A 22,377-nucleotide genomic window follows, 5' to 3' on the forward strand; every position below is an offset into this window, starting at 1 on the left:
GCGCCGGCACAGGGGTCGAAGAGCAGCGGCGTGCCGCTCGCGCGTCACGGGTACTTGTCGGTGATGCCCCACACCGTGATGCCGGTGCAGCGGGTTCGCCGCGGGGTCGGCCGCGCGGGCCGTGCGGAACGCCTCCTTGATGAAGCCGTGACTCACCCAGGTGGTCGGCGGCCACGGCCGTGCCGAAGTACCGGCCTTCTCCGCCGCGGACGCGCCGAGCGTGCCGGCGGCGTACGCGGCGCCCTCCATGCGACGGTGCCGGCGGCGGCCATGACGGCGTGTTGCACGAGACGTCTCGTCTCGCTTACTGTGGTCCGCATGACCGAACCCCAGCGTGCTCACATCGCCATGTTCTCCATCGCGGCCCCGGGGCATGTGAACCCGAGTCTCGAGGTGATCCGGGAACTCGTCGCCCGCGGCCACCGCGTCAGCTACGCGATCCCGGAGTCTTACGCCGGCCGGATCTCGGAAACGGGGGCGAAGCCCGTCGTCTACCGCTCCACACTCCCCAGCGAGGAGGAGCCCGAGGCATGGGGCACAGAACTGATCGACAACATCGAGCCCTTCCTGAACGATGCCGTCCAGGTACTGCCGCAGCTCGCCGGGGCGTTCAAGGGTGACGAGCCGGACCTCGTCATCCACGACATCACCTCCTACCCGGCGGTCGTCCTCGCCCACCGCTGGGGCGTGCCCGCCGTCTCGCTCTCGCCCAACCTCGTCGCCTGGGAGGGATACGAGGAGGAGGTCGCCGAACCGATGACCGCCGAGCTCAAGGCGTCCGAGCGCGGCAAGGCGTACTACGCGCGCTTCACCGACTGGCTTGCCCAGAACGGGATCACCACGCACCCCGACCGGTTCGTCGGCCGGCCCCGCCGCAGCATCGTCCTCATCCCCCGGGCGCTCCAGCCGAACGCGGACCGCGTGGACGAGTCGGTGTACTCCTTCGTCGGCGCGTGCCAGGGCGACCGGGCGAGCCAGGGGGAGTGGAAGCGCCCCGCGGACGCGGAGAAGGTCCTCCTCGTCTCCCTCGGCTCGTCCTTCACCAAGCAGCCCGCCTTCTACCGCGAGTGCGTGAAGGCCTTCGGGGACCTGCCCGGCTGGCACATGGTGCTCCAGATCGGCCGGTACGTGGACGAGTCCGAACTCGGCGAGCTGCCCGGCAACGTGGAAGTCCACTCCTGGGTACCGCAGTTGTCGGTACTGCGGCAGGCGGACGCGTTCATCACCCACGCCGGCGCGGGCGGCAGCCAGGAGGGCCTGGCCACCGGCACCCCGATGGTGGCCGTGCCGCAGGCGGTCGACCAGTTCGGCAACGCCGACATGCTGGTGGGACTGGGAGTGGCGCGACGCGTCGCGACGGAGGCGCCCGCGGAGGAGCTGCGCGAGGCGGTGCTGTCGCTGGCCTTTGACCCGGAGGTCGCGGCCCGGCTCGCGTCGATCCGGGCGGAGATGGCGGGGGAGGGCGGTGCACGCCGCGCGGCGGACCTGATCGAGGCGGAGCTGGTCGGGGCGGCGGGGTAGCCGCGGGGCGGTTTTCCGGGACCAGCCCCGGGCCCCGGCGCCTTCCCGGACCGGGGCTTGCCCCCGGACCCCGCCCTTGGTCGGGCCCGCCCCGGATCGGGGTCCGCCGCCGCCCCGCCCCCGGACCGGGCCCCGCCCGGACCCGTCAGCGCGCTCCGCGCAGTCTCAGGGCCCGCCTTCGCGCCTGAAGCTCCTCCCACGGCCGCCCGGACCGTAGGGGGAGATCGAGGGGACCGTTGAAGGCGGTACGGGGTCCGGGGCTTGCCCCGGTTCGGAGGGTATGGGGACAGGTCCGCCGCAGGCGCCACCCGCCCCCACCCGCCCGCCTCAGACGTGGACCGGGTCCGACCCCCGCGCCTCGTCCGCCCGGCCCGGTTCAGGCGTCGGCGGCTCGTCGTGGGTCATGTCCGGGAGCCGGCGGAGCCACTTCGGGAAGTACCAGTTCCCCTCACCCAGCAACGCCATGATCGCGGGCAGCAGCACCCCGCGGATGACCGTCGCGTCGATCAGCACCGCCGCCGCGAGGCCGACGCCCATCTGCTTCATCGACTGCATGGACAGCGTTCCGAAGATCGCGAAGACCGCGACCATGATGACCGCCGCGCTCGTCACCACGCCCGCCGTCGTCACCACGCCGTGCGTGATCGCGTCGCGGGTGTTTCGGCCCTGGGCCCTCGCCTCGCGGATACGTGACACCACGAAGACGTGGTAGTCCATCGAGAGCCCGAAAAGGATCACGAACAGGAACAGCGGCAGCCACGCGATGATCGCTCCGACGCCTTCCGCGCCGACCAGCGACGCGCCCCAGCCGTGCTGGAAGACGGCGGTCAGGATGCCGTACGCCGCGCCCACCGACAGCAGGTTGAGGACGATCGAGGTGACGGCGATCGTCAGGGAGCGGAACGACAGCAGCATCAGGACGAAGGCGAAGAGGACGACGAAGGCGAACACGGGCACGACGGCCCCGGTCAGCTGGTCGTTGAAGTCCTTGGAGCCGGCGACCTGGCCGGTGATCGGCGCCTCGACGCCCTCGACCGTGCCGAGGGTCGCGGGCCGGACCTCGTCCCGCAGCTTCTCGAGGCTCTTCTCCGCCCGGTCCTGGTCGGATCCGCCGACCAGGGGGACGGAGACGAAGGCGACGTTCTGCGCCTTGTGGGTGACGACCTCCACCGGTCCCTCGGACGCGCCGGAACTGACGGCCCCCTCCCGGAAGCCGGCGATGGCCTGCCGTACCCGCGGTGAGTCGATGTCGTCCGCCTTGACGACGACCTGCGCCGGGTCGGCGCCGCCCGGGAACGCCTCGTTGATCCGCTCGTACGTCGCCACGATCGGGACCGAGTCGCCGAACTCCTGGTCCAGGGTGAAGTTCTGGGTCCTCATGCCGAGGGCGGGCAGCGCGACGGCGACCAGCGCGCCGGCGGCGACGACCAGGGACACCAGCGGGCGCCTCAGCACACCGCCGAGCACCCGGCTCCACAACCGGCTCTCACCGCTGTGCGCACCGGCGGCCCGCTTGCGGCGGTCGAGGAAGGGGAGCCGCCCCTTCTCCACCCGCTCGCCGAGCAGGGACAGCAGCGCGGGCAGCACGGTGACCGAGCCGACCATCGCCACCGCCACCACGATCAGCGAGGCGAGTCCCATCGATTCGAACTCCCCGATGCCGGTGAAGAGCATGCCCGCCATGGCGACGCACACCGTCACACCGGACACGACGACGGCCCGCCCACTGGTGGCCGCCGCGATCATGATGGCGGTGCGGCCGTCGCGGCCGGCGGCCCGCTCCTCGCGTTCGCGCCGCAGATAGAACAGGCAGTAGTCGACGCCGACGGCGAGACCGACGAGCAGCATCACGGAGTTGGCCGTCTCGCTCATCGGCATCACATGGCTGACGACGCCCATCAGGCCCATCGTCGCCATGATCGCGGTGATGGCGAGGAGTACCGGCAGCAGTGCGGCGACGAGCGCTCCGAACGCGATCAGCAGGATGCCCAGTGCGACGGGCACGGCGGAGAACTCGGCCCGCCGGAAGTCGTCGCCGAACGCCTCGTCGAACGTCTTTCCCATGCTGGCACTGCCGAGTTCCTCGACCCGTAGGTCCGGGTGCCGGTCCTGGACGTCCGCGACGGCTTTCAGCACGGGGTCGATCCGCTCGCTCGCGGTCTCGGGGTCGCCGCGCACGTCGAACTGCACCAGGGCGCTGCGGCCGTCCTTCGAGATGCTCTTCGTCTCGTAGGGCGACGTCACGGCCGTGACCTCACCCGTTCCCTCGACCGTCCGCACGACGTCGTCGACGGCCTCGCGGAACGCAGGGTCGTCCGCCCTGGCCGCGCCGTCCTTGGCCTGCACGAGCACGCTCTCCGAGGCGGCCTCCTCGATGCCGGCCTGCTCGGTGATGCGTGCGGCCTGTGTGGTCTCGCCGGACAGCTGCTCGCTGTCCTTGAGTTCGACGGTGCCCGCGGCCGAGCCCGCCACCATGGCGAGCAGCACGAACAGTACCCAGATCCCCACAGCGGCCCAGCGGTGCCGCGCGCTCCAGCCGCCCGCCCGCGCGGCGATACCGCGCGGACCGCTTCCTGCTCTCCCCATGACAGGCAAGTCCCCTCGTAGTGCCGGTGCGTTCGTCCGGTGAATGTGAGCGAATGTGTGAATGGCGTGCGGGAATGCCCATATCCGTGATCTGCGCGTGAGGCGAGTGTGTGAGGAATCTGCGCAAAGGCCCGGCGCCCCACTCGAAGTTATGGGCGTCTTCAGGTCGTCTCGTCCTGCCGGACGGTGAGTCGGGGCGGGCGCCTTCTCCTCCTCCGGAACGGTGCGCATCCCTGACGAGAACGATGGAAGCCCCTTACAGCTAAGGCACTTTGAAGGTCCGGCCCGACTTGGGAGGGCATGGCCGATTTCTTATTACGAAACCTTGTTGACTGAGTCACAGCTGCATGAAGGCCTTGATCTGGGCGCGTCAATCGGTCAGGGTTTCGAACCAGCCCCCGGAGATCTTCCGTCCGCGGGGCGATCCCCCCACAAAAATGATGACGAGGAGACCCCTCTTCATGGCAACTCACAAGCGCGCGAGCAGGATCAAGCTCACCGCCGCCATAACCGCCGTGGCCGCCGCAGCAGGCGTCACGCTTCTCAACACGTCCTTCGCCGGGGCGGCCGCTCCGGCCGAAGGCAAGATCTACGGTGCGAATGCCGAAGGTGCCGTCGCCGGCAGCTACATCGTCATGCTGGACGAGAAGACCGACAAGAAGAGCCTGGCCAACGAGTACGGCGGCAAGCTGCAGCGCAACTACAGCTCCGCCATCAACGGCTTCTCCGCCAGCGGTCTGACCGAGACGGAGGCCAAGCGCCTCGCCGCCGACCCGGCCGTCGCCAAGGTCGTCCAGAACAAGAAGTTCACCATAAACGCCACCCAGGACAACCCGCCGTCCTGGGGTCTCGACCGGGTCGACCAGGCCGACACGGCCGGGGACACCAAGTACAACTACCCGGACAGCGCCGGTGAAGGCGTCACCGCGTACGTCATCGACACCGGGGTCCGGATCTCCCACAAGGACTTCGAGGGCCGCGCCACCCACGGCTTCGACGCCGTGGACAACGACGACTCCGCCGACGACGGCAACGGCCACGGTACGCACGTGGCGGGTACCATCGCCGGCGCCGCGCACGGTGTTGCCAAGAAGGCGAAGATCGTCGCCGTCCGGGTGCTCGACGACAACGGCTCCGGCACCACCGAGCAGGTCGTCGCGGGCATCGACTGGGTCACCCAGAACCACCAGGGCCCGTCCGTCGCCAACATGAGCCTCGGCGGCGGCGCCGACGAGGCCCTCGACGAGGCGGTCCGCAAGGCCATCGCCGCCGGTGTCACCTTCGGTGTCGCGGCCGGCAACGAGTCCTCCGACGCGGGCCAGGGCTCGCCTTCGCGGGTGCAGGAAGCCATCACGGTCGCCTCCTCCACCAAGGAGGACGCCCAGTCGGACTTCTCCAACTTCGGTGCGGTCGTGGACATCTACGCCCCCGGCTCCGACATCACCTCGTCGTGGAACGACAGCGACGAGGGCACCAAGACCATCTCCGGCACGTCGATGGCGACTCCGCACGTCGTCGGCGCCGCGGCGGTCTACCTCGCGGGTCACAAGGACGCGACCCCGGAGCAGGTCGCCACGGCGCTCACCGAAGGCGCCACGGCGGGCAAGATCACGAACCCGAGCGCGGGCACGCCCAACAAGCTGCTGAAGGTCGTCGAGTGACCGACGGCCCACGTCGCTGAACCGGCGGTCGCCGTGCCCTCCCCCACGGGGCACGGCGACCGCCTTATTGTTCGAGCATGACGACGAGGTACGCGGCACTGCTCCGCGGGATCAACGTGGGTGCGGGCAAGCAGGTCCCCATGGCGCGACTGCGGGGGCTCATCGGGGACTTGGGCCACGGCGATGTCGCGACCTATCTCCAGAGCGGCAACGCCGTCTTCAGTAGCGAGGAGAAGGACGAGGACGCGCTCGCCGCCGGCCTGGAGCAGGCGATCGAGGAGACGTTCGGCTTCCATGTCGACGTCCTGGTGCGCGACGGGCGGTATCTGAAGGCGGTCGCCGACGCGTGCCCGTTCCCCGCCGCCTCGCTCCAGGGCAAGCAGCTCCACGTCACGTACTTCTCCGAGCGGGTCGCTCCCGACCGGTTCGCACCCGTCGACGCCGCGGCCTACCTGCCGGAGGAGTTCCGGCTGGGCGACCGCGCACTGTATCTGTACGCGCCGGAAGGCCTTGGCCGCTCCAAGCTCGCGGCGGCGCTCTCCAGGCCGGGTCTGCTCAAGGGCGTCGTCGCCACGAGCCGCAACTGGAACACCGTCGTCAAACTGGTGGAGATGACCCGCGACTGACCGCGCGCCGGAGCCGGCGCCGGGCGGACTTTGACACGACCCCTGGTTCACAGCGTGCGGCTGGATACACCATGGACCTCGAGTGTGCCGTCGAACGGCGCAGAGCGATTCGACCGGCGGGATCATTGCGCTCGTGCGTTCGTGGGCACCTGTAGCGATACGGGTCCCACCAAGTCCGAACCGGCGGCAGAAGCCGAACCTTTGCCGTCGCTCTCGGGGGGGGCAACTACATCCTCGGGTACGGGTCCGGTGGTTCAGCGTGAATCGCGAACCTCGACGTGGCGCAATGCGGAAGAAGCTGTACCTGCGGTCGTCCGGGGACGCCGCGGCTGGTACGACTACCGATTCCGCCGGACCCGGACGAAGCGCGGTTTTACGAGGACACGGTCAGGCCCTGTCCGGAGACGCTGACCAGAATCATCACTCAGGAGTTCAGCCCGCCGACGGGCACGCTCGCTCATTCCGGGCAGCGGCACCACATTGCCGGCGACATACATCCACCACTGCCACATTTCTCGAACGCGAGGACGACGACTTGATGCGCCCGTGGACGATCGTCGGCCCCCTGACGGCGACCACACGACGGCGGAAGCCGCGACGGCGGCCACGGCACATGACGGGAGCCGGCGACCCGCGTGTGCCGGTCCGGGGCCGAGGGGCCCGGACCTGGACAGCGGCCGCCGCCGCGTCGGCGACTCCAGGGGCAGTGGTCTTCGCGGCAGCAGGCGGGGTGCGGTAGGCGCGAAGGGGCGCGTTGGTCGCGGACACGGCGGCGATCGCCAGGATGGCGGACAGCCCGCCGAAGACCAGGGAGAAGGAGGCGGAGGTCGCCGACGCCAGCAGGCCACCACGGAAGTTGCCGAGTTCGGGGCCCGCGACACCGATGACGTGTTCCACCGAGGAGACCCGCCCCCGGTAAGCGTCGGGGGTCTCCAATTGGACCAGGGCACCGCGGCTGACGACAGACACGGTGTCGGCAGCGCCCGCCACGGCCAGACAGCCGAGCGCAAGCCACAACGGTCCCGCCAGTCCGAAACCGGCCAGCGCCAGGCCCCAGACACCGGCTGCGGAGAGCTGTACCAGGCCGACACGGCGCCGGCGCGTCACAGTGCCGGAGAGCAGACCGGCCGCGATCCCTCCGACGGCGACGGCCGAGAGGAACAGACCGAGGGTCCGGGGGTTTCCCCCGAAGCGGATCTCGTTTACCAGCGGGAAGAGTGCGATGGGCATGGCGAGCAGCGTTGCGGACAGGTCGGTGGCCATCGAGCCCCACAGCGTCGGGCGGCGCAGGGCGATCCGCCAACCGCCGCGCTCCGGCCGGCGCTTGCGGCCTGCCGTGTCGGCGCCTTCGGGCCGCATGGCAGGCAGGCGGATCACCGCGAGCATCGAGAGGGCCACGGCCACGGTCTGGATCGCGTATGCGGCAGGGAAATCCCAGTGAGCGATGATCAGCCCGGCCGTCGCGGGACCGATCAGCATCGCTGCCTGAAAGGAGAGGTTGGTCAGCGCAAGACCGGCCGCGACCTGGTCGCCCGGCAGCAGCCGGACCGGAAAGGTGCGCCGGGCAGGAGCTCCGAGAGCGCTGCAGCTCGTCCCCACGGCCACCAGGGCGAACAGCAGTAGCACGTTGCGGTTGTCCGCCATGGCCAGGGCACACAGCCCTGCGGCTGCCAGCAGTTGGCCCGCGGTGGTGGCCCGCACCACCGCACGGCGGTCGAAGGTGTCGGCCAACGTGCCGCCGAGCAGCCCGAACAGCACCGTCGGCAGGCCGGTGGCGAGCCCGATGGCGCCGGTGCCCACTGGGCTGCCGGTCAGGTCCCAGACCTGGGCCAGCACCGCCACGTTGGCCATCTGCCCGCCGAGTTGCGAGGCGGAGGTACCGATCCACAGGTCGCGGAACGGCTGACTGCTGTGCAGCGGTCGGGTATCGAGGAACCGGACACGGACACCTCCCCTCACCGCGGTGGCTCGACGAGGTGGTCGAGGATCCGCTGCCGCATCGACCGGTGTTCCAGTGCCCGACGTACCTCCTCGACAACGGTGGTCATCGCGTACGGGATCTCGCTGTCCAGCTCGGCGACCGTCTCGTGGGTCGCGCGCCACTCCGCCTCCAGGATCGGCACCAGCGACCGGCCGCGCTCGGTCAGGTCGATCCGCCGGGTGCGGGCATCGGGCCCCGGCTCGGAGGTGACGAGATCCTCTTTGCGCATGGCGGCGACGGTCTGGCTGATCGCGGAGTGGGAGCGGTCCAGGGACTTCGCCAGCTCGCGAATGGTCAGTGGTCCGGTGTGGGAGAGCCGGATCAGCGGATAGGCAAATCTGGGCCTCACCCCCTCGATGCCGCGCTCGACGTAGACCTGCTCGATCTCCGCGTCCATGGCGGCCAGGAGTTCGTGCAGGGAGTGCCAGGGATCGGGAAGTGTCGTGGGATCGGAGGGTGTCACAGCGCTAATATAACAGTGCTGCGATAAATTGGGCCGACCGAGCGGCGCTGTCGCGCTCAAGGGAGCGGCGGAGGCCCGGCGCCGGGTCCGGTCAGGCGGTGGCCGCCAGGAGGCGCTGAACACCGGCCTCGTCGTAGCGGCGCAGCAGCAGCCGCGCCAACTCCGGCGAGTCGCCCAGCACGTCCGCCACCACGTCCGCCTCCGCGGCGCCCGCCGCTATGCGGTCGGGCAGCCGGCCGGGAGCGATCACGTACGGCGCCACGGCCACCCGCGCGCAGCCGTCGGCCCGCAGCGCGCGGACCGCGTCCTCGGTACGGGGAAGGGATGCGGAGGCGAACGCAGGCCGCACGGCGCACCAACCGGTGTGCCGCAGCTCCCGCGCTGTCTGAGCGATCACTGCGATCGCCTCCGGGTCTGTGGAGCCCGCTGCGGCCAGCACCAGGCCCGTCGAGCTCATGTCCGCCGGCGTGAGACCCGCCTCGTACAGCCGCCGCCGGACGGAGGCCAGCAGCAGCGGCGACGGGCCGAGGACCTCCGCCTGGCGGATCCGCAGTGCCGAAGGCGCCTGGCGCAGGACGGCCGGGATGTCGGCCTTGGCATGGAAGGCGCGCGTCAGCAGCAGCGGCAGCGCCACCACGTCCCGGACCTCCTCGGCCGCCAGCCGGCCGAGGACCTGCGGCACCGCCGGGGCGTTGAAGTCGAGGAACGCAGTCTCCACCCGCAGCCCCGGCCGCAGCGAGGACACCCGCCGGGTCAGCGCGTGGACGGTCGCCGCGTGCCGAGGGTCACGGCTGCCGTGCGCGACGACAAGGAGGACAGAGCTGTGCATCGGCGGTCAGCTCCTGACGAGAAGACCGCGGCTGCGCAGGATCCACCGCTCCAGCGGACTGAAGACCAGCAGGTCGATCGCGATACCGACGATCAGGATCAGGAGGATGGCGAGGAACACGCCCGGCATGTCGGCGTTGTTGCGGCCGTTCTCCAGCAACTGGCCGAGCCCGAGCCCCAGGTCGGGCGAGGAGGCGATGATCTCCGCCGCCATCAGCGACCGCCAGGAGAACGCCCAGCCCTGCTTGAGCCCCGCCACGTAGCCCGGCAGCGCCGCCGGCATCACGATGTGCCAGGTGCCCCGCAGCCCGGTCGCGCCGAGCGTGCGGCCCGCCCTGAGGAACAGCGGCGGCACCTGGTCCACGCCGGAGACCAGGCCGTTGGCGATCGAGGGAACCGCGCCCAGCAGGATGACGGCGAACATCATCGAGTCGTTCAGGCCGAGCCAGATCACGGCGGGCGGCACCCAGGCGACCGACGGCAGCGACTGGAGCCCGGAAAGGATCGGACCGATCGCTGCGCGCACGAACCTCACCCGTGACACCAGCAGGCCGAGCGGTGTGCCGATGGCGAGCGCCAGCAGGAAGCCCAGGAGACCGCGGGAGACGCTGGTCCAGATGACCTCGAACAACGTGCCCTGAAGCCACATGTCGGACAGGCCGTCCCACACCGTGGACGGCGCGGGCAGCTTGTAATCCGGCGCGACCTCCGCCCACACGAGCCCCTGCCAGGCCACCAGCACCAGCGCCACGGCGGTGACCGGCGGCAGGACCTTCTTCAGCAGCACCTCGCGCACCGGCGTGCGGTTCACCTGCACCGCGTCGAGCGCGTCGAGGCCCGCCTCGAGCCCCGCCAGATCGTCGGACCTCGCCGCGCCCTTCCCGGTGGCCGTCCCGGTCGTGTCAGTGCTGGCCATGTCGGCGGATCTCCCCACGCAGTTCTTCGGTGATCTCGACGGACAGCTCCGCCACGGCGGGGTCCTCGATACGTCGCGGCTGGTCGATGTCCACGGCCCACTCCCGCGCCACCCGTCCCGGCCGCGACGACAGCAGCACCACCCGCTGCGCGAGGCGCACCGCCTCACGGACGTTGTGCGTGACGAACAGGACCGAGACGTTCGTCTCCCGCCAGATACGGGTGAGCTCGTCGTGCAGCACATCGCGGGTGATGGCGTCGAGCGCCGCGAACGGCTCGTCCATCAGCAGCAGTTGGCTGTCCTGCGCCAGGGCCCGCGCCATCGCGACCCGCTGCCGCATACCGCCGGACAGCTCGTGAACCCGCTTGCCGTACGCGCCGCCGAGCCGCACCAGCTCCAGCAGCCGCTCCGCCTCCTCGCGCCGGGCGCCCTTCGCCACCCCGCGCAGCCGCAGCGCGAGCTCGATGTTCTTGCCCGCGGTCAGCCACGGGAACAGCGCGTGCTCCTGGAACATCAGGGCCGGCCGCCCGCCCGGGGTCTCGATGGACCCCACGGTCGGCCGGTCGAGTCCGGCGACCAGGTTCAGCAGCGTCGACTTGCCGCAGCCCGACGCTCCCAGGAGGGTGACGAACTCGCCCGGCGCGACATCGAGCGTGATGTCGTCCAGGACGAGCTGCGGCCCGGTGGGCCCGTTGAAGGACTTGGAGACATGCCCGATGCGAGCCGCGTACTCGTGCTCGACACCGACGCGGTCCTCGGCCTTGGCGATGGCAGTGGCCATGGTCGTCACCTCCTGGGAAAGTCGGTTGCTCTACGGGTTACTTGACGCCGAGTCCGGCGTCGGCGACCTCGGGCCGGCCCTCGGCCGCGAGGACCTTGTTCAGCGGCTTCAGGTCGTAGATCCCGGCGAGGTCGGGCTCCTGGAGCAGGCCCGTCCGCACCGCGTGGTCCGCCTGCGCGTCGAGGGTGGCGGCCAGCGGGTCGTCGGTGAAGCGGATCGACTTCCACGCCGGGTCGATGACCTCGGGCGCCAGCGGCTTGCCGGTCAGCTCCTGGAGCTTCGCGTTCGCCGCTTCCTTCGCCTTGTCGGGGTTGGCGTTGATCCAGGCGTTCGTCCTCACCGTGCCGCGCAGCACCGCCTCGACGACCTCCGGGTGCTCGGCGAGGAACGTCTGCGACACGATGATGTTCGTGATCACGAACTTCTTGTCCGGCCACAGGTCCGACTCGTCCAGCAGCACCTTCGCGCCGTCGCTCACCAGCTTCGACGCGGTCGGCTCAGGCACCCAGGCGCCGTCGACCGAACCGGACAGATAGGCGTTCGGAGTGACCTTGTTCTCGGTGCGGACCACGGAGACGTCACCCTTGCCGGTCTGTGCGTCGACCTTCCAGCCCTGCTCCGCGATCCAGTTGAGGAACGCGACGTCCTGGGTGTTGCCGAGCTGCGGGGTGGCGATCCGCTTGCCCTTGAGGTCCCCGAGGTTCTTGATCTTCTTCGGGTTCACCACCAGCTTCACCCCGCCGGAGGCGGAGCCGCCGATGATCCGCAGGCTCTCGCCCTTGGACTTCACATAGCCGTTGATCGCCGGAGAGGGACCGATGAAGCCGATGTCGATGGACCCGGCGTTGAGGGCCTCGATCTCCGAGGGACCGGCGTTGAAGGTCGAGGCCGACACCTTGGTGCCGCCCAGTTCCTTCTGGATGATGCCCTGCTGGTCACCGACCAGGGCGGTGGCATGGGTGAGGTTCGGGAAGTAGCCGATCCTCACGGTGTCGAGACCGCCGGTCTTCTCGCCCTTGGCGGCGGGAGCGACCGAGTCGTCCTTGGCCTGGGAGCCGTAGCCGCAGGCTGTCAGGACGACGGCGAGGAGCGGCACGGCGGCGGCGGCGAAGCCGCGCCTCAGGAAGGTACGGGTGGCTGGCACGGGAGGATTTCCTCTCGTAGGCCCGGTCTCACGTCATGTGCGACGCTGCCGGGTCGTCGGCGGACAATCGGGGTCTTCGGCGGTGGGGGGTGCGGGCGCGCATGCGGTGCGCGTACGTCATCGCGCACATCGCGCCACCCCGCCCGTGCCCGCGCCGAGCGCCCCGCTGCCGACGCGGCCGCCCTCCTTGGCGAAGGTCGAGTAGATGTCGGTCATCGTCAGAAGTCCCAGCCCTCGTCGTCCACGGGGGGAGCCGTGGCCTCGGCGGCGAACGCGTCCCCGGCCATACCGGCGGCGAGCGTGGTGCCGTCGGCCGGGTCGATCAGCAGGAACGAGCCGGTGCGGCGGGAGTGGGCGTACGAGTCGAGGGCCAGCGGCTCCGCGGTGCGGACCTTGACGCGGCCGATGTCGTTCGCGACGAGCCGGCCGGGCTCCGGGTGCTGGGAGAGGTCGTCGAGGGTGAGCCTGGAGGGGATCTCCTTGACGATCGCCTTGACCGTGCGGGTGGTGTGCTTGAGCAGCACCCGCTGGCCCACGGTGAGCGGCTCGTCCGCGACGTGGCAGACGGTCGCCTCGATGTCCTGCGTGGTGGCGGGCGCGTCGTCGCTCGGGACGATGAGGTCGCCGCGGGAGACGTCGATGTCGTCCTCCAGCAGGAGCGTGACGGACTGCGGTGTCCAGGCCACGTCCACGGACCGGCCCAGCAGGTCGATACCGGAGATCTTCGACGTGCGGCCGGAGGGCAGCACGGTCACCGACTCGCCGACGCGGAAGGTGCCGGCGGCGATCTGTCCCGCGTAGCCGCGGTAGTCGGGGTGCTCGGCCGTCTGCGGGCGGATCACGTACTGCACGGGCAGCCGGGCGTGGCAGGTCGTCAGGTCGTGGCTGACGGGGACGGTCTCGAGGTGCTCGAGCACGGTGGGGCCGCCGTACCAGTCCATGTTCGCGGACGGGTCCACCACGTTGTCGCCGGCCAGCGCGGAGATCGGGATGGCGGTGATCTCCGGGACGCCCAGCGAGGCGGCGTACGCGGTGAACTCCTCGGCGATCTTCGCGAAGACGGGCTCCGCGTAGTCCACCAGGTCCATCTTGTTGACGGCGAGCACCACATGCGGAACGCGCAGCAGGGCGGCGACCGCGGCGTGGCGGCGGGTCTGCTCGACGACGCCGTTACGGGCGTCGACCAGCACGACCGCGAGTTCCGCCGTCGACGCGCCGGTGACCATGTTGCGGGTGTACTGCACATGGCCCGGGGTGTCGGCGAGGATGAACCGCCGCCGCGGGGTGGCGAAGTAGCGGTACGCCACGTCGATGGTGATGCCCTGCTCGCGCTCGGCCCGCAGGCCGTCGGTGAGCAGCGCCAGGTCGGGGGTCTCCTGGCCGCGGCTGCGGGAAGCGTGCTCGACGGCCTCGAGCTGGTCGGCCAGGACCGACTTGGAGTCGTGCAGCAGCCGCCCGACCAGGGTGGACTTGCCGTCGTCGACGGACCCGGCGGTGGCGAAACGCAGCAGGGTGGTGGCGGAGAGCTGTTCGGCCAGCTGCTCGGTGGGGCTGGTCATCTTTAGAAGTACCCTTCGCGCTTGCGGTCTTCCATCGCGGCCTCTGACAGCTTGTCGTCGGCGCGGGTCGCGCCCCGCTCGGTGAGACGGGAGGCGGCGATCTCGGCGATCACGGCGTCCAGCGTGGTGGCGTCGGAGTCGACGGCGCCGGTGCAGGACATGTCGCCGACGGTGCGGTAGCGGACCAGCCGCTTCTCCGGCGTCTCCGTGTCCTTGGGGCCGCCCCACTCGCCGGCGGTCAGCCACATGCCGGACCGCTTGAACACCTCACGCTCGTGCGCGAAGTAGATCTGGGGGAGTTCGATCTTCTCCCGCTGGATGTACTGCCACACGTCCAGCTCGGTCCAGTTGGACAGCGGGAAGACCCGCACATGCTCGCCGGGCGCGTGGCGGCCGTTGTAGAGCTGCCACAGCTCGGGCCGCTGACGGCGCGGGTCCCACTGCGAGAACTCGTCGCGCAGGGAGAACACCCGCTCCTTGGCGCGCGCCTTCTCCTCGTCGCGCCGGCCGCCGCCGAACACCGCGTCGAAACGGTGCTGCTGGATGGCCTCCGTCAGTGGCACGGTCTGCAGCGGGTTGCGGGTGCCGTCGGGCCGCTCGCGCAGCTTGCCGGCGTCGATGTACTCCTGCACCGAGGCGACGTGCAGCCGCAGCCCGTGCCGGGCGACGGTGCGGTCCCGGTACTCGAGCACCTCGGGGAAGTTGTGACCGGTGTCCACGTGCAGCAGCGAGAACGGCACAGGCGCCGGCGCGAACGCCTTCAGCGCCAGGTGCAGCATGACGATCGAGTCCTTGCCGCCGGAGAAGAGGATCACCGGCCGCTCGAACTCGCCCGCCACCTCGCGGAAGATGTGCACGGCCTCCGACTCGAGAGCGTCCAGGTGGGAGAGCGCGTACGGGCTGTCGGTGCCCTCGTGGACAGTGGCGACGGTCGTCATGCGGTGACCCTTTCGTGAGCTTCTCGGCCTGCACGGCGCGAAGGTGCGGGAATCGCGGTCGGCTGCGGCCCGGCTGCCGCGCTTGCGTCGCTCACAGCAGGCCCCGCTCGCCGAGCAGTGCGTGGAGCGCCGCTGCGGACTCCTGCACGGTCTGGTTGTGCGACTCGATCCGCAGATCGGGCGACTCGGGCTCCTCGTACGGGTCGTCGACACCGGTCAGCCCGCTGATCTCGCCCGCCGCCTGCTTGGCGTACAGGCCCTTCACGTCGCGTACCGAGCAGACCTCGACCGGAGTGGCGACGTGCACCTCCAGATAGGGCGTGCCCTCGCTCAGGTGGCGCTTACGCACAGCGTCCCGGCTGTCCTCGTACGGGGCGATGACCGGCACCAGGACCTTCACACCGTTGGACGCCAGCAGTTCGGCGACGAAACCGATCCGCTGGACATTCGTGTGCCGGTCCTCGCGGGTGAAGCCGAGGCCCGCGGAGAGGAACTCGCGGATCTCGTCACCGTCGAGGAGCTCGACACGGTGGCCCTCCGCGCGCAGCCGGCCCGCCAGCTCGTACGCGATGGTGGTCTTGCCGGCGCTCGGCAGACCCGTGAGCCAGATGGTGGCTCCGGTCACTTCCTTCTCCTGAATCTCCGGTGTGTACGTCATCAGCCGTGCAGCCCGCACTCGGTCTTGCCCCGCCCGGCCCAGCGGCCGGCGCGCGCGTCCTCGCCCTCGAGCACCCGGCGGGTGCAGGGCGCGCAGCCGACAGAGGCGTAGCCGTCCATCAGCAGCGGGTTGGTGAGCACGCCGTGCTCGGCGACGTAGGCGTCCACGTCGTCCTGCGTCCAGCGGGCGATCGGGGAGACCTTGACCTTCTGCCGCTTCTCGTCCCAGCCGACGACCGGGGTGTTCGCCCGGGTGGGGGACTCGTCGCGGCGCAGGCCCGTGGCCCATGCTTCGTAGGCGGTCAGGCCCTCTTCGAGCGGCTTGACCTTGCGCAGCGCGCAGCACAGGTCGGGGTCGCGGTCGTGCAGCTTCGGGCCGTACTCGGCGTCCTGCTCGGCCACCGACTGCCGGGGCGTCAGCGTGATGACGTTGACGTCCATCACAGCGTCCACGGCGTCGCGGGTGCCGATGGTCTCCTCGAAGTGGTAGCCGGTGTCGAGGAAGACGACATCCACGCCGGGCATCACCCGGGAGGCGAGGTGGGCGACCACCGCGTCCTCCATCGAGGAGGTGACACAGAACCGCGGGCCGAAGGTCTTCACGGCCCACTCGAGGATCTCCAGCGCGGAGGCCTCCTCGAGGTCCCGGCCCGCCTTCTCGGCCAGCGACTTGAGATCCCGCCCGGCCTGAACCGTCGTCATATCTCTTCCCCTCCACCGTCGTTGCGCTGAAGTCCTCGCGTCAGCAGACCGAGGAACTTCAACTGGAATGCGCGGTTGCACGCCGCGCATTCCCAGGCGCCGTGACCTTCTTCGCTGGGGCGCAGATCCTCGTCGCCGCAGTAGGGGCAGTAGAACGGTGCCGCGCGCTCGCTCATGAGAGGGCCTCCTCGGATGCCCTGGCCGCCCAGGTGGCGAAGCGCTCGCCGTCCGCGCGCTCCGCCTCGAAGCGCCTGAGGACCCGCTCCACGTAGTCCGGAAGCTCGGCCGAAGTGACCTTCAGCCCGCGCACCTTGCGGCCGAACGCCGGGTCGAGCCCCAGTGCGCCGCCGAGGTGGACCTGGTAGCCCTCGACATGGTTGCCTTCGTCGTCCAGCATGAGCTGGCCCTTGAGACCGATGTCCGCGGTCTGGATCCGGGCGCAGGCATTGGGGCAGCCGTTGAGGTTGATGGTGAGCGGCTCCTCGAACTCGGGCAGCCGCCGCTCGAGTTCGTCGATGAGGGCGGAGCCGCGGCCCTTGGTCTCGACGATGGCCAGCTTGCAGAACTCGATGCCGGTGCAGGCCATCGTGCCCCTCCGGAAAGGCGAGGGCGTGACCCGCAGGTCCAGCGCCTCCAGGCCGGCGACCAGCGAGTCGACCTGGTCCTCCGTCACGTCCAGCACGATCATCTTCTGCTCGACCGTGGTGCGCACGCGGCCGGAGCCGTGGTTCTCCGCCAACTCGGCGATCTTGTTGAGGGTCGCCCCGTCGACGCGGCCGACGCGCGGTGCGAAGCCGACGTAGAAGCGGCCGTCCTGCTGGCGGTGGACGCCGATGTGGTCGCGCCACTGCTGGGCGGGCTGCTCGGGGGCCGGACCGTCGACGAGCTTGCGCTTCAGGTACTCGTCCTCGAGGACCTGGCGGAACTTCTCGGGGCCCCAGTCGGCGACAAGGAACTTCAGCCGGGCGCGGTTGCGCAGCCGGCGGTAGCCGTAGTCGCGGAAGATCGAGACCACGCCCTCCCACGCGTCGGGGACCTCGTCCAGCGGGACCCAGGCGCCGAGGCGGACGCCGAGCTTGGGGTTCGTGGAAAGGCCGCCGCCGACCCAGAGGTCGAAGCCGGGGCCGTGCTCGGGGTGCTCGACGCCGACGAAGGCGACGTCGTTGATCTCGTGCGCCACGTCGAGCAGCGGCGATCCGGAGATCGCGGTCTTGAACTTGCGGGGCAGGTTGGAGAATTCCTTGTTGCCGATGAACCGGCGGTGGATCTCCTCGATGGCCGGGGTGCCGTCGACGATCTCGTCCTGGGCGATGCCGGCGACCGGTGAGCCGAGGATGGTGCGGGGCGTGTCACCGCAGGCCTCGGTCGTCGACAGGCCGACGGCCTCGAGCCGCCGCCAGATCTCCGGGACGTCCTCGATCCGGATCCAGTGGTACTGCACGTTCTGCCGGTCGGTGAGGTCGGCGGTGCCGCGGGCGAACTCCTGCGAGATCTCGCCGATGACCCGCAGCTGCTCGGTCGTCAGCCGCCCGCCGTCGATACGCACGCGCAGCATGAAGAACTCGTCGTCCAGCTCCTCCGGCTCCAGGATCGCGGTCTTGCCGCCGTCGATCCCGGGCTTGCGCTGGGTGTAGAGGCCCCACCAGCGCATGCGTCCGCGAAGATCGGCGCCGTCGATGGAGTCGAAGCCCCGGTGCGCGTAGATCGTCTCAATGCGTGTCCGCACATTGAGACCGTCGTCGTCCTTCTTGGTCTGCTCGTTGCCGTTCAGGGGTGTGTGGTGCCCCATGGCCCACTGGCCCTCGCCACGGTGGCGTCCGGCCTTGCGGCGGGGCGTGACGGAGTCGGGCTTTTCAGGGCTGGCGGCCATGGTGATAGTCCTTCGAGACTGCAGGAGGGCGGCTCTGAGCTGCACACTCGCGGGAAGCGCGACGGTGCGCAGGGCGGGGTGGAGAAAAGGCGGAAGTGCGGCGGTGCTGAGCTCTCAGCAGGCCGGACAGATGGCGCTGGACATGCGGCCGAGGTCGACGTGCCGCCGACTCACCAAGGCAATTCCAGTGCTGGACATGACGGAAGCGTGTCATGGGACTTTGGACCCAGTCCACCTTCATCCAAGATGTGGACAACACTGTCCCGCATCGCGAGACAGTGTGTCATGGGTCACCGGAGGACGTACGCCGCCCCCCGGGCGGGACCGTTCGCCGCTCAGACCGCGGCACCCGGCCACGGGCCCGGAGCGGAGATCTCCGCCTCCTGGGTGACCTTCTCGTCGAAGACACGGAACCCGCGCCGCAGGTAGTTGTCCATCGCGTGCGGACCGTCCAGGGAGCAGGTGTGCAGCCACACCCGCTTCGTCGGCGCGATACCCGGCCACCGCTCCGCCAGGTCCCAGGCGCGGGCCACCCCGGCCGACAGAAGATGACCGCCGATCCGGCGGCCGCGGAAGGCCGGGATGAGCCCGAAGTAGACGATCTCCACCACGCCGTCGTCCTGCGCCTGGAGCTCCGCATAACCGGCCGGCGTCCCCTTCTCGTACGCGACCCATGTCTCGACCCCCGGGCGGTCCAGCAGCTCCCGCCACTCGGCGTACGTCATGCCCAGCCGGTCCGTCCACCGGACGTCCCCGCCGACCGCCGTGTAGAGGAACCGGCTGAACTCGGGCGAAGCGATCTCGGCGCGGACGACACGTATGCCCTCCCCCGGGACGGCCGACGGCCGCTGGTCGTCGGGGGAGGTCTGCTCGAGGGACCAGGTGGTCACGGTGACGGTGCTCATGCGCGACAGGGAATCACGGCACCCGCCCCCGACGCACGGCCGGGGCGCTCGAGTGCGGCAGCAGGTCCGCCGGCCGCTCGGGCAGCACCAGCTCCACCTCCAACTCCTCCGAGAAGCGGTACGGCCGGTGGGCCAGGACCTGCGCGAGATGCCGCCGCAGCCGGGACATTTCCGCCCGCACCGTAACCGTCCGCGTCGGATCCTCGAAGAGGTCCTGCGCCAGCTGCGCCGCCGACCGCCCGTCGCGGAACCGCGCGAGGACGTACAGCAGCTCGGCATGGCGGGGGCTGAGCTCGTGCGACCAGCTCCCCGAGGCCCCCGTGACGGTGACACACGGCCGCCGCGGCCGGCTCAGGTCCAGCACCACCCGCCCCGGCTCCGCGGCATCTGGAGACGCCTCGTCTAGGCGTATCATCCAGCCGCCCGGCAGCGGCTCGAGCGTGCACAGACCGAGCGACGGCAGCCACAGTCGGCCTGCCCCCACCGAGCTCGGCAGCGGCAGCCGGCCCGGCGGCGCCATGCCCGTCACCGCCGCCGGCCAGCCGTTCGCGTCCACAGCCACCGCACGGCCGCCCAACCGCCCCAGCAGCGGAGAAGCGACACTGCGCAGCCGGTCGAGAGCCTCATGGTGGCGATTGCGCAGCTCGGCCTCCGCGAGGCGGGCCACCGACGTGACCAGCGCCAGCGTCGCCGGATGCATCGTCGACAGTGGACCGCTGATGTCGACGACCCCTATCAGCCTGCCGTCCCGCGGATCCGTGATCGGCGCCCCCGCGCAGGTCCACGTGTGGTGCGTGGAGACGAAATGCTCGGCGGAGTGCACCTGCACAGGACGCCGGGACACCAGAGGAGTACCGACACCGTTCGTGCCGACCAGCTCCTCCTTCCAGTCGGCGCCCACCACGAAACCGTGCGAATCGCCCTTGCGGAGAACGGCCGCACTGCCCTCCCGCCACAGCAGCCGGCCCTCGGCGTCCGCCACGACCATGATGTGCTGCGCGCCCTCCGCCATGGCGACCAGCCCCTCGCGCAGCACCGGCAGCACTTCCAGCAACGGCGAGGCGAGCCTGCGCCGCTCCAGCTCCTCCAGCGGAAGCAGTCCGGCTCTGCGGTCCCGGTCCGGGTCCAGGCCACGACGCAGCATCCGCTGCCACGACTCGTCGATGTCCGCGCGGGGCCCCACCTTCGGCCGGCGGCCGGACAGGGCGGCGTCCCGCACACCCTTCAGCAGCCGCAGGGCCTCGGCGGTGTCCATGGCCGCGAGTCCGGCCAGATCGAGCGATGCATTCTTCACGGGTCCTCCTCGGCGACGCCGGCGTCCGGTGTGCGGGGGTGGCCGCCCCAATCCTCCACCCGGCCGGCCGCCGTGCGCCGCGATATGCCACACAAGGATGCAACCCTTTGCAACCGTCGCGAAGGGGCGTGCGCGTGTACGAAGGTGACGGAACACCGGTTCGCCGGTGTGGGTGGTGCCGTGTCGGCGCAGCACCACCCGTCAACCGTCACGGGTGCGGGCCCTCTCACAGCGGCCCGCGCCCGTTCGGTGTCTCGGGCCGGCGTGCGTCCCGGTCCCCGGGACCGCCCGGAGATCACACCACCGCGCGGGCACGCTCCACGATCGAAGCCAGATCCAGCGTGTGCGGAAGCGAGCCGAACACCGAACCGCCGTCGCCGCCCAGACGCGACGCGCAGAACGCGTCCGCCACCTCCGGCGGAGCCCACCGCACCAGCAGCGAACCCTGCAGCACCAGCGCCATCCGCTCCACCAGCCGGCGCGCCCGCGCCTCGATACCGTCCAGATCCGCCAGCTCCGTCAGCAGGCCCTTGATGGCCCCGTCCAGCCGGTGGTCCGCGCCCCGCGCCTCGCCCACCTCCTGGAGGAAGGCGTTCAGCGCCGACGGCTCCCTCTGCAGCGCCCGCAGCGCATCGAGCGCCTGCACATTGCCCGACCCCTCCCAGATCGAGTTCAACGGCGACTCCCGCAGCAGCCGCGGCATGCCCGACTCCTCCACATAGCCGTTGCCGCCCAGACACTCCAGCGCCTCCGCCACCACCGGCGTGCACCGCTTCGCCACCCAGAACTTCGCGGCCGGTACCGCAAGCCGCAAGAACGCCCGCTCCCGCTCCGTGTCCGCGTCGTACGCCGCCGCCAGCCGCATCCCCAGCGTCGTCGCCGCCTCCGACTCCAGAGCCAGATCGGCCAGCACATTGCGCATCAGCGGCTTGTCGATCAGCAGCCCGCCGAACGCGCTCCGGTACGCCGTGTGATGGATCGCCTGCGCCACCGCCTGCCGCATCAGCGCGGCCGAACCGAGAACACAGTCCAGACGGGTCGCCGCCACCATCCCGATGATCGTGCGCACCCCCCGCCCCTCCTCGCCGACCCGCCGCGCCCACGTCCCCTCGAACTCGACCTCTGCCGAAGCGTTGGACCGGTTGCCGAGCTTGTCCTTCAGGCGCTGGATCCGGAAGACGTTCCGGCTCCCGTCCTCCAGCACCCGGGGCACCAGGAAACAGGTCGGCCCGCCCCGCCCCATGGCCGAGGACGCCTGCGCCAGCACCAGGAAACCGTCGCTCATCGGAGCAGAACAGAACCACTTGTGCCCCGTCAGCAGGTACGCGCCGTCCTCCGCCAGCGGCTCGGCACGCGTCGTATTCGTCCGCACGTCACTGCCGCCCTGCTTCTCCGTCATGGCCATCCCGAACAGGACCCCATGCTTCGACGACGCCGGACGCAGACCCTCCTCGTACACGGCCGACGTCAGCCGCGGCTCCCACTCGGCGGCCAGCACCGGATCGGTACGCAGCGCCGGCACCGCGGCGTGCGTCATCGACACCGGGCAGCCGTGGCCCGCCTCGACCTGCGTCCACACCAGGAAACCGGCCGCCCGGCGGACATGCCCGCCCGGCCTGCCCCAGGCATTCACCAGACCCGCGGAGACGGCCCGGCCCAGCAGCCGGTGCCAGGCCGGATGGAACTCCACCTCGTCGATCCGGTGCCCGTACCGGTCGTGCGTCCGCAGCCTCGGCGGAAACCCGTCCGCCTGTGCCCCCCACTCCTGGGCCTCGGCCGAGCCCGCCGCCCGTCCGAGCCCCGAGAGCTCCTCGCGCGCCGCGTCACCGGCCCCCGCCGCCACGTGCCGGTCGACCGCCTCCGCGAGGGCACGGTCGGCGGCGAACACGTCGTACCCCACCAGGGGCGGAGGCTGGTTGGTCACTGTGTGGGTGCTGGCTGCCAT

19 protein-coding genes and 1 pseudogene are annotated in these 22,377 nt (G+C 70.7%); 3 read left to right on the forward strand and 17 right to left on the reverse strand.

Going from position 1 to position 22,377, the window contains the following annotated elements; all coding sequences use genetic code 11:
* Positions 1-278 precede the first annotated feature (278 nt).
* A pseudogene (gene mgt, locus MDN94_RS19510) lies at positions 279-1,521 on the forward strand (macrolide-inactivating glycosyltransferase).
* Between the two features lie 327 nt (positions 1,522-1,848).
* Here mgt and MDN94_RS19515 read toward each other — a convergent pair.
* Positions 1,849-4,107, reverse strand: coding sequence for an MMPL family transporter (locus MDN94_RS19515; RefSeq protein WP_482727178.1), 2,259 nt, complete (start codon positions 4,105-4,107; stop codon positions 1,849-1,851).
* Positions 4,108-4,568: 461 nt separating this feature from the next.
* Between MDN94_RS19515 and MDN94_RS19520 the strand changes: the two genes are divergently transcribed.
* Positions 4,569-5,768, forward strand: a complete 1,200-nt coding sequence (locus MDN94_RS19520) for a S8 family peptidase (protein WP_482727179.1) — start codon at positions 4,569-4,571, stop codon at positions 5,766-5,768.
* Positions 5,769-5,845: 77 nt separating this feature from the next.
* Complete coding sequence (locus MDN94_RS19525; RefSeq protein WP_482727180.1) at positions 5,846-6,394, forward strand: DUF1697 domain-containing protein; 549 nt, start codon at positions 5,846-5,848, stop codon at positions 6,392-6,394.
* 432 nt (positions 6,395-6,826) lie between these two features.
* Here the strand turns inward: MDN94_RS19525 and MDN94_RS19530 are convergent, their stop codons facing one another.
* From MDN94_RS19530 to MDN94_RS19605, 16 genes are all read right to left on the reverse strand, one after another.
* Positions 6,827-8,353: an MFS transporter gene (locus tag MDN94_RS19530; protein WP_482727181.1), complete on the reverse strand. Its 1,527-nt coding sequence runs from the start codon at positions 8,351-8,353 to the stop codon at positions 6,827-6,829.
* The gene (locus MDN94_RS19535) at positions 8,350-8,838 is read right to left on the reverse strand and encodes a MarR family winged helix-turn-helix transcriptional regulator (protein WP_482727182.1); all 489 of its coding nucleotides are present in this window, start codon (positions 8,836-8,838) and stop codon (positions 8,350-8,352) included. The genes MDN94_RS19530 and MDN94_RS19535 overlap by 4 nt, the downstream gene beginning before the upstream one ends.
* A 91-nt stretch (positions 8,839-8,929) precedes the next feature.
* Positions 8,930-9,667, reverse strand: a complete 738-nt coding sequence (locus MDN94_RS19540; RefSeq protein ID WP_482727183.1) for a sirohydrochlorin chelatase — start codon at positions 9,665-9,667, stop codon at positions 8,930-8,932.
* 6 nt (positions 9,668-9,673) lie between these two features.
* A complete protein-coding gene (locus MDN94_RS19545; RefSeq protein WP_441261340.1) occupies positions 9,674-10,582 on the reverse strand; it encodes an ABC transporter permease in 909 nt (302 codons plus the stop codon).
* Complete coding sequence (locus MDN94_RS19550; protein ID WP_482727184.1) at positions 10,569-11,363, reverse strand: ABC transporter ATP-binding protein; 795 nt, start codon at positions 11,361-11,363, stop codon at positions 10,569-10,571. Before MDN94_RS19550 ends, MDN94_RS19545 begins: the two co-directional genes overlap by 14 nt.
* Before the next feature lie 37 nt (positions 11,364-11,400).
* Positions 11,401-12,507 carry an ABC transporter substrate-binding protein gene (locus MDN94_RS19555; RefSeq protein WP_482727185.1) on the reverse strand — a complete coding sequence of 369 codons (1,107 nt, stop codon included), beginning with the start codon at positions 12,505-12,507 and terminating at the stop codon, positions 11,401-11,403.
* Between the two features lie 218 nt (positions 12,508-12,725).
* Positions 12,726-14,066: a sulfate adenylyltransferase subunit 1 gene (locus tag MDN94_RS19560; RefSeq protein ID WP_482727186.1), complete on the reverse strand. Its 1,341-nt coding sequence runs from the start codon at positions 14,064-14,066 to the stop codon at positions 12,726-12,728.
* Between the two features lie 2 nt (positions 14,067-14,068).
* A complete protein-coding gene (gene cysD, locus MDN94_RS19565; protein WP_441261344.1) occupies positions 14,069-15,004 on the reverse strand; it encodes a sulfate adenylyltransferase subunit CysD in 936 nt (311 codons plus the stop codon).
* Positions 15,005-15,095: 91 nt separating this feature from the next.
* Positions 15,096-15,662, reverse strand: coding sequence for an adenylyl-sulfate kinase (gene cysC, locus MDN94_RS19570; RefSeq protein WP_482727187.1), 567 nt, complete (start codon positions 15,660-15,662; stop codon positions 15,096-15,098).
* Positions 15,662-16,363 carry a phosphoadenylyl-sulfate reductase gene (locus MDN94_RS19575; protein ID WP_482727188.1) on the reverse strand — a complete coding sequence of 234 codons (702 nt, stop codon included), beginning with the start codon at positions 16,361-16,363 and terminating at the stop codon, positions 15,662-15,664. The genes cysC and MDN94_RS19575 overlap by 1 nt, the downstream gene beginning before the upstream one ends.
* Positions 16,360-16,539 carry a hypothetical protein gene (locus tag MDN94_RS19580; RefSeq protein ID WP_078951228.1) on the reverse strand — a complete coding sequence of 60 codons (180 nt, stop codon included), beginning with the start codon at positions 16,537-16,539 and terminating at the stop codon, positions 16,360-16,362. The genes MDN94_RS19575 and MDN94_RS19580 overlap by 4 nt, the downstream gene beginning before the upstream one ends.
* Positions 16,536-18,233, reverse strand: a complete 1,698-nt coding sequence (locus MDN94_RS19585; protein WP_482727189.1) for a nitrite/sulfite reductase — start codon at positions 18,231-18,233, stop codon at positions 16,536-16,538. Before MDN94_RS19585 ends, MDN94_RS19580 begins: the two co-directional genes overlap by 4 nt.
* A gap of 114 nt (positions 18,234-18,347) precedes the next feature.
* On the reverse strand, positions 18,348-18,431 hold the full coding sequence (locus MDN94_RS19590; RefSeq protein WP_310650533.1) for a putative leader peptide: 84 nt from the start codon (positions 18,429-18,431) through the stop codon (positions 18,348-18,350).
* 137 nt (positions 18,432-18,568) lie between these two features.
* The gene (locus tag MDN94_RS19595; protein WP_482727190.1) at positions 18,569-19,138 is read right to left on the reverse strand and encodes a GNAT family N-acetyltransferase; all 570 of its coding nucleotides are present in this window, start codon (positions 19,136-19,138) and stop codon (positions 18,569-18,571) included.
* Positions 19,139-19,151: 13 nt separating this feature from the next.
* Entirely contained in the window at positions 19,152-20,432 is a 1,281-nt protein-coding gene (locus MDN94_RS19600; protein WP_482727191.1) for a GAF domain-containing protein, read from the reverse strand.
* Positions 20,433-20,727: 295 nt separating this feature from the next.
* Complete coding sequence (locus MDN94_RS19605; RefSeq protein WP_482727192.1) at positions 20,728-22,377, reverse strand: acyl-CoA dehydrogenase family protein; 1,650 nt, start codon at positions 22,375-22,377, stop codon at positions 20,728-20,730.

Source organism: Streptomyces sp. WAC00040 (genome assembly GCF_056835925.1).

Bases quoted from the DNA above. Each gene is read 5' to 3' on its own strand.
- MDN94_RS19515 (WP_482727178.1), bottom strand. From the start codon at position 4,107: ATGGGGAGAGCAGGAAGCGGTCCGCGCGGTATCGCCGCGCGGGCGGGC.
- MDN94_RS19520 (WP_482727179.1), top strand. From the start codon at position 4,569: ATGGCAACTCACAAGCGCGCGAGCAGGATCAAGCTCACCGCCGCCATA.
- MDN94_RS19525 (WP_482727180.1), top strand. From the start codon at position 5,846: ATGACGACGAGGTACGCGGCACTGCTCCGCGGGATCAACGTGGGTGCG.
- MDN94_RS19540 (WP_482727183.1), bottom strand. From the start codon at position 9,667: ATGCACAGCTCTGTCCTCCTTGTCGTCGCGCACGGCAGCCGTGACCCT.
- MDN94_RS19545 (WP_441261340.1), bottom strand. From the start codon at position 10,582: ATGGCCAGCACTGACACGACCGGGACGGCCACCGGGAAGGGCGCGGCG.
- MDN94_RS19550 (WP_482727184.1), bottom strand. From the start codon at position 11,363: ATGGCCACTGCCATCGCCAAGGCCGAGGACCGCGTCGGTGTCGAGCAC.
- MDN94_RS19560 (WP_482727186.1), bottom strand. From the start codon at position 14,066: ATGACCAGCCCCACCGAGCAGCTGGCCGAACAGCTCTCCGCCACCACC.
- cysD (WP_441261344.1), bottom strand. From the start codon at position 15,004: ATGACGACCGTCGCCACTGTCCACGAGGGCACCGACAGCCCGTACGCG.
- cysC (WP_482727187.1), bottom strand. From the start codon at position 15,662: ATGACGTACACACCGGAGATTCAGGAGAAGGAAGTGACCGGAGCCACC.
- MDN94_RS19575 (WP_482727188.1), bottom strand. From the start codon at position 16,363: ATGACGACGGTTCAGGCCGGGCGGGATCTCAAGTCGCTGGCCGAGAAG.
- MDN94_RS19580 (WP_078951228.1), bottom strand. From the start codon at position 16,539: ATGAGCGAGCGCGCGGCACCGTTCTACTGCCCCTACTGCGGCGACGAG.
- MDN94_RS19585 (WP_482727189.1), bottom strand. From the start codon at position 18,233: ATGGCCGCCAGCCCTGAAAAGCCCGACTCCGTCACGCCCCGCCGCAAG.
- MDN94_RS19590 (WP_310650533.1), bottom strand. From the start codon at position 18,431: ATGTCCAGCACTGGAATTGCCTTGGTGAGTCGGCGGCACGTCGACCTC.
- MDN94_RS19595 (WP_482727190.1), bottom strand. From the start codon at position 19,138: ATGAGCACCGTCACCGTGACCACCTGGTCCCTCGAGCAGACCTCCCCC.
- MDN94_RS19605 (WP_482727192.1), bottom strand. From the start codon at position 22,377: ATGGCAGCCAGCACCCACACAGTGACCAACCAGCCTCCGCCCCTGGTG.